Below are 11,608 nucleotides of genomic sequence, written 5' to 3'. Positions count from 1 at the left end.
CATTGCACCGTCTTTAGGCTTGTTCTCGGAGAAGAAATCCCCATGCGGCAGAAGGTCTTCGCACTCATCGATGCAACGCTCGCGGCGCTGAAGGCGGCCGGCACGCTCAAGCTGGAGCAGGCGCCCCACTACACGGTGGAGCCGCCCAAGAACCCGGCCCACGGCGACTGGGCGGTGAACGTGGCCCTGTTGCTCAACAAGCCAGAGGGCAAGCCGCCCCGCGACATCGCCAACGCCCTCGTGAAGGGGCTGGTGGACCAGGAGGGCATCGTCGAGAAGGTGGAGGTGGCGGGCCCGGGCTTCCTGAACTTCACGCTGAAGCAGAAGGTCATCCAGGACGTGGCGCGCGAGGTGCTGCAAGCCGGGGACACGTTCGGGCGCCGGGTGGCCAAGTCGACGGGCAAGCGGGTGATGGTGGAGTTCGTCTCGGCGAACCCGACGGGGCCGGTGCACATCGGCCATGCGCGCGGAGCCTTCATGGGCGACGCGGTGTCGCGGCTGCTGGACGCGGCCGGGCACGACGTGACGCGCGAGTTCTACATCAATGACTACGGCAAGCAGGTGGAGACGCTGGGGCGGACGGTGCACAAGCGCTACCGGCAGCTCTTTGGCGAGCAGGTGCAGCTGGTCGAGGGCGAGTACCCGGCCGAGTACGTCATCGACATCGCGAAGACGTGGCGGGACGAGGTGGGGGACAAGTACCTGAAGGCGTCGGAGTCCGAGTGGCTGGCACCGGCCATCGCGGTGGCGGTGCGGGAGAACCTGAAGAACATCAAGGTGAGCCTGGAGAAAGCGAACATCCGGCACGACGTGTTCTTCAGCGAGGCCTCGCTGCACGCGGCGGGCAAGGTGAAGGCCGTCGCTGAGGAGTACAAGCAGCGCGGGGTGACGTACGAGGCGACCGAGGCCCGGCGCGACACCGAGAAGGTCCGGAACGAGGAGAGCAAGGCGGCCCACTACGCGGATCGGCAGAAGGGCGGCCTGTTCCTGCAGACGAGCCAGCACGGGGATGACGAGGACCGGGTCATCCTGCGGCACGACGGCACGCCGGTGTACCTGACGGCGGACCTCGCGTACCACAAGGAGAAGTACGAGCGCGGCTTCGACCGGATCATCGACGTGCTCGGCGCGGACCATGCGGGCCACACGCCGCGCATCAAGGCGGGTGTCACGCTGCTGGGGCTGGATCCGAAGAAGCTCGAGTTCCTGCTGGTGCAGATCGTCCGCATCACCCGGGGCGGCGAGGAGGTGAAGGTCAGCAAGCGCAAGGGCACGGTGTTCGAGCTGGAGGACCTCATCGACGAGGCGGGGCCGGACGTGTGCCGGTTCCTGTTCCTCATGAAGACGGCGAACTCGCGCTTCGACTTCGACCTGGACAAGGTGAAGGAGCAATCGAAGGAGAACCCGGTCTTCTACTTCCAGTACGGCCACGCGCGGTGCGCGAGCATCCTGAAGAAGGCGGCGGAGAAGGGTCAGCCGTTCGTCGGGGTGGCTCAGGTGACGGAGGCGCAGCTGGCGCGGCTGACGCTGCCTGAGGAGCTGGCGATGCTGAAGAAGATGAGCCAGCTGCCGGACGTGGTGGCGAGCGCGGCGGAGCGGCTGGAGCCGCACCACGTGCTGTACTTCTGCCAGGAGCTCATCACCGACTTCCACAGCTACTACACGCGCTACAAGTCGGACCCGATCATCAGCACGGATGTGGAGAAGACGCAGGGCCGTCTGGCGCTGGTGGCGGCGCTGAAGCAGACGCTGAAGAGCGCGTTCGCACTGCTGGGCATCCACGCGCCGGACTACATGGAGGCCCCGCCCGAGGAGGAGTGAGGCTGCTCTGGAGGACTCGCTGACTCAGAAATCCGCGAGCCTCCGACACAGGTGGCAGGGGCGCTCCCCAGCGCGCATCCACATGAGCGCCTCTGCCAGCCCGCGAGCCGTGAAGGTGGCACAGCCCCTGCTACCGCGTTGGGCATGCTCCTAAGAAAGCTCGCCCCTGCCCTTCGCCTGCCGTGCCTCGCCGTGCTGCTGGCCGCACAAGCCGCGTCCGCCGAGTCCCCTCTCCCCATCGTGCGCATCTACCCGAAGTACCAAGCCCCACCTCTCCCCTCCAACCCGGCCATCGTCGCGCACGCAAGCCAGGGCTATCGGATCGACGCCACCCAGGTCGCGCTGCGCGGCTCCATGGGCCAGGAGATCCCCAGCACCATCACTGCGGACGCCGACGAGAGAGGAGGCGTTCTGGTCACGCCCTCGGCCCCGCTGCCCGAAGGGAGCTACACGCTCGCTACAGATTCCGAGTCGTATACGGTGTCTGTCGCGGGTGGACCCGACACCACGCCGCCCTCCGCCATCTCCGAGCCCACCGTGATGGTGGCGCGCACCGGCAAGGATTCCATCGGAGACGTCTCCATCGAGTTCCCCTCGCCCACGGATGACCGCACGCCGCGCGGCGAGCTCGGCTACGACATCTGGATCAGCTCGGCGGATACCGAGCCGGACCTGAACAGCAAGCCCACCATGATGGGAGCACCGAGCGCCATCCTCACCAACGGCAAGCTCCAGGTCTCCCTCGCTCCCGGTGGCATCTGTGTCGCGGCCCTGCCCTCCCACGGCACGGGGCGCTTCAACGTCCGCCTCAGAGCCCGTGACGCCGCCGGAAACCTGGGCCCTGCCACCGAGACCCTCCAGGTCCAGGTGACCAATGTGCCCGAGTGCTCCGGCCCAGGTGATGAATCCAAGGGGTGCTCGGCTGCTCCCTTGCTTGCCCCCGCCGCGTGGGTGGCCGTGGCGCTCTGGCTGTCCCGCCGCAGACAGTGCGCGGGCACCTGATCCCACTTCTCCCCAGGGCAGTCCCCTTGTTGACCAAGCGGGTCGTGTCGATTTTCGGCCCGCCTCAATAGGGCTGGGGGGCGAGGGGACAAGCATGAAACGTAGGGAAAGCAGCGGACGCACCTTCCAGGGGGCATGCGGCGTACTCACGGGGTTGCTCCTCAGTGCCTGTGAGCCTTCGCTGTTGATGGAGCAACGGTTCACCCAGGATCCGTCGGACCTGGGGGCGCAGGCCGGCTCCGGGGTGCAGTCTCCCACGAGCCCCCCCGCTCAGGAGAGCCCGCCGCCGCCGCAGAGCCAGTCTCCGCAGGCCCCGTCCGATGAAGCTCCTCCGGCGAACGGCGGCTCAGGGGGTTCGCAGAATACCTCGCGCAGCTGGTACGTGAGCATGAAGGGCTCGGACGTGGGCTTGGGCACGCAGGCGCTGCCGCTGCGCACCATCGCACGGGCGACCTCGCTCGCGCGGGCGGGCGATGTCATTCGCGTCATGGCGGGGACGTACTCGGAGACGCTGGTCCTGGAGTCCCGGGGCTCGGGCGCCGCTCCCGTCACCATTCGCGGCGAGGGCACGGCACGACCCACCCTCAAGCCCGCCAACCGGGCCCCAGGCTCGCTCATCTTCGTGCGCGGGAACTGGAACCTGGAGAACCTGCACCTGGACGTGGACGAGGCGCCCATGGCCGCCATCGTCTTCCACGTGGGCGCGGACGGCTCGCGCCTGGCCCACAGCGAGCTGCGCGATGGTCGAGCCGGAGCGGGCATCATCGTCCAGGGCGCCCGGAACGTGACCATCGAGGACAACCTCATCCACCACTTCATCAAGCCGGCGGATGACTCGCACGGCATCGTCGTGGTGGGCCCGTCGCGCAACATCACCATCCAGAACAACAACATCCACCACAACTCGGGGGACTCGGTGCAGTGCCAGGCGGGCTCGGCTCCGGCGGAGACCCTGCTCGTCCAGGGCAACGAGCTGCACGACAACGGCGAGAACGGGGTGGACATCAAGCAGTGCTACGGCGTCACCGTGCGCGATAACCAGATGTACGGCTTCCCCAACGTGAGCATCCGCGCCGTGGGCTCGTCGGCCGGCGAGGCGGTGCTCATCTCGCGGGGCGCTCGGGACGTGCTCATCCAGGGCAATGACATCTCCCGGGCGGGCCGAGGCATCTCGGTGCTGAGCCAGGAGGCGGCCCCGCGGAACATCCGGCTGGAGGGCAACACCATCCAGGACATTCGCAACTTCCCGCTGCACAACGGCCAGGGCATCCGCGTGGCGGGCGGCCAGAACGTACAGGTGGTCGACAACGTGGTGGAGCGCACGGCCAGCTACGGGCTGATGCTGGCGGCCGATGGCATCGTGGTGAATGGGCTGACGGTCCGCCACAACCGCGTGAAGCCCAGCATCCTGCAGCCGGTGCTCCTGCGGCTCGGGCGCGAGTCGTACCGCCCGGGGCTCGTCATGCGAGAGAACCACTACGGCCGCAACGGCGCCCTGTCCATGGATGGCATCCAGGAGAAGTTCCGCGGCGCCTTCGCGGACTACCACCACGTGTTCATCGGAGAGGCCCTCCCGCTCTCCGGCCCGGAGCGGCTGGACGTGTGGCGGCTGCTGGTCGGCACGGAGCAGGGCACCGACTTGCAGCCGTGAGCCGCGCTCCGGACCGGGAGCGCCGGACGACGAGCTTCGGGCAAGCGCCTACAGGAACTTCTGGCGCTTGCCCGCCTTGAGGGCCTCGACGACCTTGCGCACGTCCTGGCTCTTGTCCTTGGGGACCACGAGCACCGCATCACCCGCGTCCACCACCACCACATCCTTCATGCCCACCACGGCCAGCGGGCGCTTGTCCCCGAGGACCACGCACCCATCGCAGTCCACGACGATGGACTCGGGGCCAGAGATGACGTTGCCGCGCGCGTCCGCGGGGCGCACCTCGGGGATGGCGGAGAAGGAGCCCACGTCCGACCAGCCGAAGTCCCCGGGCAGCACGGCGATGTTCTCGGCCTTCTCCATGACGCCGTAGTCGATGGAGATGGAGGGCAGCTTCGGGAAGACGCGCTTGAGCACCGAGGAGAAGGTGCGCTTGCCCGCCGCCGCCCGCAGGGCCTCCAGGCCCTTCTTCATCTCGGGCATGTGCTTGGCGAAGGCCTCCAGCATCACGTCCGCGCGGAAGACGAAGATGCCGCCATTCCAGAGAAACTCACCGGAGTCCACGTAGCCCCGGGCCGTCTCCAGGTCCGGCTTCTCCTTGAAGGCCTTCACCTTGCGGCCGCCGCCCTCCAGGGGCTCGCCGAGCTGGATGTAGCCGTAGCCCGTCTCGGGGCGGTGGGGCTTGATGCCCAGGGTGACGATGTGGCCGGCCTCGGCGACCCGGGCAGCCTCCGCGAGCGTCTGCCGGAACCCCTCCGGGTTGGCCACGTGGTGGTCCGATGGCAGGACGATGAGGATTCCCTTCGGGTCCCGGGCGGCCACCTGCACCGTGGCGAGCGCGATGGCCGGGGCGGTGTTGCGGGCCACCGGCTCTACCAGGAGGTTCTGCTTCGGCAGGCCTTTCACGAGCTTGGAGGCGGCCTTGGCATGGAGGGGGCCGCAGACGATGAAGAGGTTCTTCATCGAGGCCAACCCCTTGAGGCGGGCCGCCGTGTCGGTGATCAGGGGATACTTCGAGGCCAAAGGAAGGAACTGCTTGGGACGGGCTTGGCGGGACAGGGGCCAGAACCGGGTGCCAGAGCCGCCGGCCATGATGACGGGGTAGAGAGCCATGAGGCGGCGCACCATAGCCTCTTGGAGATGCGGGCGGCAGCTTCACCGCCTGTGTGCCTGTCTGCCCCCCAACCGGGACACCCGTGATCAGAGTTTTGACCCGGCCCTAAAAAGCCAGTCTCATGCTCGGCAAGTTGGACCCCAAGGCCAAAACCACGGGATGGACAATCGTCCTCACGGCGGCGCTCGCGCTCGGACTCTCCCTCGCGCCGCTGCCGGAGGCCTTTCGTCCCATCCCTACCTTGCGCAAGGACGCACCGCTGGCGCCACGGTTGGCGGAGCTGTTGCTGCCCAAGTCCCTGATGGGAAAGGGCTCGTCAGGTCCTATCAAGGATGATGCGCTGGCGGGAGTACCCACCCAGCCGCCTTCCGAGGAGCCCGCGGTTCCCGAGGAGGAGACGCCCACCGTTGAGGAGGAGTCCCCCACCGCGGCCACGGCGCCGCCGTCGGACCTGGAGGGGCTGACCACGCTCACGCGGGCCCGGGCGCTGTCGCTGGAGACGCTGCGCGAGAAGATGGGCTCGCAGCACGTGGACATCGAGCTGGGCTGCCGGCGCATGGGGGCCAACGGGTGCGAGGAGAGCGGACTGGCCCCGTTCTTCACGGCCTTGAACGAGCTGCGCGAGGACCGGCGGAAGCAACCCGTGAGGGTGGTGCACCTGGGCGACTCGCTGATTGCCTCGGACCACATCACGGACATGATCCGGGCGCGGCTGCAGGAGCGCCACGGCTCGGGCGGCAAGGGGTTCCTCTGGGTGGACCGGCCCACGGGCGCGGGGCGCTCGGTGCGCACGGGCACGGCGAGCGAGGGCTGGCAGATCAGCCGGCTCATCGACCGGAACTATCCCAAGGACAAGCTGGGCTACACGGGCGTGGCGTTCGCGTCTGCGGGCACGGGCAATCCGAGCGTGCGCTTCCCGGCCGAGGGCGCGCGCTTCGCGGAGCTGTTCTTCCAGACGAAGCCGGATGGCGGCTCGGTGCAGTTCAGCGCGGACGGCAAGCCGCTGCAGCGCCTGCAGACGCGCTTCGAGCTACCGGGCGTGGCGTTCTCGCGCTTCGCGCTGCCCGAGGGCACGAAGACGCTCTCGCTGCAGACGTATGGGAAGGTGGAGCTGCACGGTGTCTCGCTGGAGACGGGCAAGCCGGGCGTGGTGTACGACACCATCGGCCTGCCGGGCGCGACGGCGGAGGTCTTCCTCCGAGCGCAGAAGGGCGCCTTCCGGTCGCAGCTGCGCCACCGCAAGCCGTCGCTGGTGGTGCTGATGGTGGGCGGCAACGAGGCCTTCTACATCTCGCGCAACCGCATCACCCCCGAGGAGATCCGCAGCCAGGCGACGGAGCTGGTGAAGCAGGTGCGCGAGTCGGTGCCGGAGGCGGCGTGCCTGTTGATGGCACCGATCGACGCGGCGGTGCGAACGATGGGTGGCGAGCTCGTGCCGCGCCGGGGCTCGAAGGAAGTGGGAGACATCTTCCGCGAGGTGGCGCGCGAGGGCGGCTGTGCCTTCTGGGACGCGCTGACGGCGATGGGTGGCGAGGGCGCTTCGATCCAGTGGCTTTCGACGGGACTGCTCAATGAGGACCTGGTGCACCCGAGGGCCCGGGGCTCGGACCTGCTGGGCCACCTGTTCGACTTCGCGCTCCAGCGTGCGTATGCCAAGGAGCACGAGCCGCTGCTCATGGTGGACGATCCGCCGGGGCTCATCGAGGGCAGCACCGCGCTGAAGGGCACCTTCGCGAGGCTGCGGGCGCTGGAGGAGAAGAAGAGCACGGAGCGGCTGGGCATCGTCCAGCTGGGCGCGTCTCACACGGCGGCGCACTTCTTCACGGACGCGGCCCGTGGCACCTTCACCAAGAAGTTCGGAGACGGCGGGCGAGGCTTCATCGCGGCGGGCAAGTCCTCCCAGCGGCTGGCGGCGGCGCAAGTGTCGCGCGAGCTGACGGGCGAGTGGCAGGTGCTGGACGCGATGCAGCCCGAGGCCCAGCCTGGCGAGGCTTGGGGACTCACGGGCATCCGAGCGGTGGGAGCGCCTGGGGCCTCGCTGCGCATGACGTTCTGCGAGGGTTGCCAGGACGCGAAGGTGCCCAAGGCGCAGCTGTCCCTGTACTGGCTGGACGCGCCGGGAGCCGGGAAGCTGGAGGTGAAGGTCGACGGCGAGGCAGTCCCCGCCGAGGAGCCACCGCCCGAGGCTGTCACTGCCGCCACGGTGCGCATCCGCCACTTCCCTGTCACGGGCCCGGCGCACTCGATTGAAGTCACGAACGCAGGAGGAGGTCCCATCACGGTGCTCGGCGCAGCTCTGGACTTCGAGCAGCCCGGCGTCACCTTCGACTCCGCCGGCCTTCCTGGCAGTACGGCGTTCACGCTCAGCCGCGAAGAGCCAGCGGCGCTGGAGAAGCAGCTCACGTCGCGCAAGCCGCAGTTGCTCGTGCTCTGGTACGGAACCAACGAGGCGGGCCTGCCCGATCTCGACCCGGAGGCATGGCACAAAGAGTACGTGGCCCTGCTCTCACGGCTGCGCGCCTCCACGGGCGCGGAGTGCCTGCTCATCGGCCCAACGGACCGGCTGATGCAGGACGCGAATGGGCGCTGGACGGAGGCGAGCGCGCTGGGACGGGTGCTCACCACGCTCCCGGCGGTGGCCCACGAGGCGGGCTGTGCCTACTGGTCCGCCCGGGCGGCGATGGGCGGTGAGCGCTCCATGCTGCGCTGGCAGCGCGCTGAGCCGGCCCTGGGCCACGAGGACGGCACGCACCTGACACAGCCTGGCTACGAGCAACTGGCCGCCTCCTTCATGAAGGACCTGCTCTCCGCCTACGAGGCCTACAAATTGGCGCCCCGCGAGCAGGTGCAGGCGCCGGATCCGGGCCAGGTGCCAACCCAGGCGCCCACGCCGAAGCAGGGCGCTCCGGAGACCGGCCCTACGCCTCCCGCCCCCGGTCCGACGCAGGGCCAGGCTCCGATGCAGCTACTCCACCCTGAGACGGAGTCCGCGCCGATGCCTCAGGCCCGCGCCTCCGCGGCCCCTTCGATGCCAGCGCCGGTCGCGCGAAACGCGGAGGGAGGCTGACATGCCGTCCACCAGCATCTCCTATCTGGCCTTCCTGGCCCTGGTCTTCGCGCTGTACTGGGCGGTGCACCGCCACCGAGTGGCGCGCCTGGGCGTGCTGCTCGTCTCGAGCCTCTACTTCTATACGGTGTGGACACCGCTGCCGGTCCTGGTCTTCTTCTGGGGCGCGGCGGTGGACCACCTCATTGTCCGGGGACTGGCGCGGACGCAGTCTTCCCGGCTGCGCAAGCTGCTGGTGACGGCGTCGGTGGTGTCGAACCTGGGCATGCTGGCCACGTTCAAGTACGCGGAGCTGTTCCGCGAGACGGCGCGGTCGCTGCTGGCGCCCTGGGGCATCGAGGTGCGCCAGGAGCCCTTCGGGCTGATCCTGCCCATCGGTCTGTCGTTCCTGTGCTTCCAGGCGATCAGCTACGTGGTGGACGTGTACCGCGGCAAGGCGAGCGCGGAGCACAGCTACCTGGAGCACCTGCTCTACCTGCTCTTCTTCCCGCGCGTCGTCTCGGGGCCCATCGTGAGGGCCTCGGCGCTGCTGGATCGCTTCAACGACGTGCCCACGCTGACGACCGAGCAGGGCGGCCGGGCGATGTACCGGATCGCGGTGGGCCTGGTGAAGAAGATGGTGATCGCGGACGTGCTGGGGAGCGGGCTGGTAGACCCGGTCTTCGGAGACCCCGCGGCGTACACCTCGGCCGAGTGCGCGATGGCGGCAGTGGCCTACACGTTCGAGCTGTACTTCGACTTCTCGGGGTACTCGGACATCGCGATTGGCGCGGCGGCACTGCTGGGCTTCGAGTTCCCAGAGAACTTCGCGCGGCCGTACCTGGCGAAGAACCTCTTCGAGTTCTGGAACCGCTGGCACATGAGCCTGTCGAGCTGGCTGCGGGACTACCTCTACATTCCGCTGGGCGGCAACCGGGCCTCGAAGCCACGGGTGCTGTTCAACCTGATGACGGTGATGGTGCTGGGCGGCCTGTGGCACGGGGCGGACTGGCGCTTTGCGGTGTGGGGTGCCGTGCACGGCGTGGGCCTGTGCATCACCCGCACGTGGTGGTGGATCCGAGGCGGACGGCCGGAGAAGGAGTCGGTGAGCTGGCTCCGCGCGGGCGTGGGGATGCTCTTCACGTTCACGCTGGTGGTGCTGACGCGCGTGGTGTTCCGGGCACCGGACATGACGCACGCGGCCGAGTTCTACGAGCGCATGCTCTTGTTCATCCCGGGGCTGGCCAACGTGAGCATGCTGGTGTGGATCATGCTCGCCGTTGCGGTGGTAAGCCACGCGCTGCCGATGAAGCTCTACGAGCTCGGGGGGACGCTCTTCGTACGTCTGCCCGTTCCGGTGCGCGCGGTGGTGCTGGTGGGAATCGGCTTGGGCATCCGCCACCTGGCCTCGGTCGAGGCCCGGCCGTACGTCTACCTGCAGTTCTGAGGCGCGGGCGCCCTCACCCGGTACCGCTGCCCGCCAGGGGCGTGGCGCTGCCCGAGGGCATCTGCGCGATGTGCTCCAGCAGGTTGTAGAGGATGCGCGCCGTGGCGCCCCAGATGACGTGCGAGTCGTACGTGTAGAAGTACACGTCGTACTCCACACCCTCCCATGTGCGCTGCTCGGTGCGGCGAATGGACGGGTCCATCAACCCCGCCAGAGGCACCTCGAGGATGAACGCCACCTCATCGGCGTTGGGTCGGTACTGCCCGTCGCTGGGGATGATGCCCACGAACGGCTGGATGCGGAACGAGGTGACGGTGGGAAGCTCATCCAGCATCCCGATCACCCGCACCCGGTTGCGGTCGATGCCGAGCTCCTCCTCGGTCTCGCGGAGTGCGGTGTGCAGAGGCGTGAGGTCCTCCGCGTCGCGGCCTCCACCGGGGAAGGAGAACTGGTTGGCGTGGTTGCGCAGGTGAGCGGGACGGCGCGTGAAGAGGACATGAGGCACGCCGTCGCGCTCGAACAGCGGGACGAGCACCGCGGACTCGCGCAGCACCAATCCCGGCAGGTTCAGGGGCCGGGGCGGGTGGGAGGCGAGCTGCGCCTCCAGTCTGTCGAAGAGAGCGTCCACGTCAGTCGGTGACCTGCTTTTCCACGGGGGGCTTCGTAGGCTCCGACGGATTCGTTGCGACGTTCTCCACGCCCGAGAGCGGCTTGAGCACGCCGGCCTGGAGCAGGCCGATCAGCACCAGCCCGAGCGCCACGCGGTACACGACGAAGATCATCGTCGAGCGCGTGCGCAGGTAGCGCAGCAGCCACGCGATGGCGGCCCAGCCCGAGGCGAACGCGACGAGGGTCCCCGTGGCCAGAGCCACGGTGGACGGCCGGGTCTCCGCCTCCAGCAGATGCTTGAGCTCGAAGACGCCCGCGAGCGTCGTGGCGGGAATGGAGAGCAAGAAGGAGTACCGGGCGGCATCCTCGCGCCGCAGCCCGAGCGACAGCGCTCCCGTGAGCGTGGTGCCCGAGCGCGACGAGCCCGGGATGAGCGCCACGGACTGCCACGCGCCGATGATGATGGCATCCTTCCAGCGCATGTCAGCCACGGTCCGCTGGTGCGAGGCCACGCGCTCCACGATGAAGAGGATGATGGCCAGGACGATGAGGCTGGTGGAGATGATGTAGAGCGAGCGCAGGGAGCTCTCGATGTGCTTCTTGAACGCGAGCCCGCAGATGCCGATGGGCAGGGTGCCCACGAGCACGAACCACGCCAGGCGGGACTCCAGGGTGGCGAACGGCTGGCGGCGCGCGAGCCCCTGGAAGAAGGCGACGGTGAGCTTCACCAGGTCGCCGCGGAAGTAGATGAGCACGGCGGCCACCGTGCCCAGCTGGATGACGGCAGAGTAGGCCGCACCGGGATCCTTCCAGCCGAGCAGCTCCGGGACGATGCGCAGGTGCGCGGTGGAGCTGATGGGAAGGAACTCAGTGAGCCCCTGGACCAGCCCGAGGACGATGGCTTCGATGAGACTCATA

At 68.6% G+C, this 11,608-nt stretch carries 8 protein-coding genes; 5 read left to right on the top strand and 3 right to left on the bottom strand.

The genetic code is table 11. The features are described 5' to 3' along the window. Window positions 1-42: 42 nt before the first annotated feature. The 3 genes from DB31_RS14450 to DB31_RS14440 all read left to right on the top strand — a co-directional run bounded on the left by DB31_RS14450 (window position 43) and on the right by DB31_RS14440 (window position 4,474). A complete protein-coding gene (locus DB31_RS14450) occupies window positions 43-1,821 on the top strand; it encodes an arginine--tRNA ligase (protein WP_044187709.1) in 1,779 nt (592 codons plus the stop codon). Between the two features lie 144 nt (window positions 1,822-1,965). Next, a complete protein-coding gene (locus tag DB31_RS49610) occupies window positions 1,966-2,823 on the top strand; it encodes a hypothetical protein (protein WP_169787046.1) in 858 nt (285 codons plus the stop codon). Window positions 2,824-2,917: 94 nt separating this feature from the next. After that, window positions 2,918-4,474, top strand: a complete 1,557-nt coding sequence (locus DB31_RS14440; RefSeq protein WP_044187704.1) for a right-handed parallel beta-helix repeat-containing protein — start codon at window positions 2,918-2,920, stop codon at window positions 4,472-4,474. A 48-nt stretch (window positions 4,475-4,522) separates the two neighbouring features. On the opposite strand, the gene DB31_RS14435 is transcribed toward DB31_RS14440, so the two are convergent. Next, window positions 4,523-5,587, bottom strand: coding sequence for a mannose-1-phosphate guanylyltransferase (locus tag DB31_RS14435; protein ID WP_044187701.1), 1,065 nt, complete (start codon window positions 5,585-5,587; stop codon window positions 4,523-4,525). A gap of 122 nt (window positions 5,588-5,709) precedes the next feature. Between DB31_RS14435 and DB31_RS14430 the strand changes: the two genes are divergently transcribed. Then, entirely contained in the window at window positions 5,710-8,655 is a 2,946-nt protein-coding gene (locus tag DB31_RS14430) for a GDSL-type esterase/lipase family protein (RefSeq protein ID WP_063769228.1), read from the top strand. Window position 8,656: 1 nt separating this feature from the next. Next, the gene (locus DB31_RS14425; RefSeq protein ID WP_044187698.1) at window positions 8,657-10,081 is read left to right on the top strand and encodes an MBOAT family O-acyltransferase; all 1,425 of its coding nucleotides are present in this window, start codon (window positions 8,657-8,659) and stop codon (window positions 10,079-10,081) included. A gap of 13 nt (window positions 10,082-10,094) precedes the next feature. Here the strand turns inward: DB31_RS14425 and DB31_RS14420 are convergent, their stop codons facing one another. Together DB31_RS14420 and DB31_RS14415 are read right to left on the bottom strand one after the other, a co-directional pair. After that, window positions 10,095-10,709 (bottom strand): CoA pyrophosphatase, encoded by a 615-nt coding sequence (locus DB31_RS14420; RefSeq protein WP_052419956.1) that lies wholly within the window; start codon window positions 10,707-10,709, stop codon window positions 10,095-10,097. A 1-nt stretch (window position 10,710) separates the two neighbouring features. Next, window positions 10,711-11,607, bottom strand: coding sequence for an undecaprenyl-diphosphate phosphatase (locus DB31_RS14415; RefSeq protein WP_044187695.1), 897 nt, complete (start codon window positions 11,605-11,607; stop codon window positions 10,711-10,713). Window position 11,608: the final 1 nt, after the last annotated feature.

It is taken from the genome of Hyalangium minutum (genome assembly GCF_000737315.1).
In the GTDB taxonomy this organism is placed as follows: domain Bacteria; phylum Myxococcota; class Myxococcia; order Myxococcales; family Myxococcaceae; genus Hyalangium; species Hyalangium minutum.
Note: the sequence above shows the minus strand (reverse complement) of the source record. Positions and strands in the feature narration are given on the sequence as shown.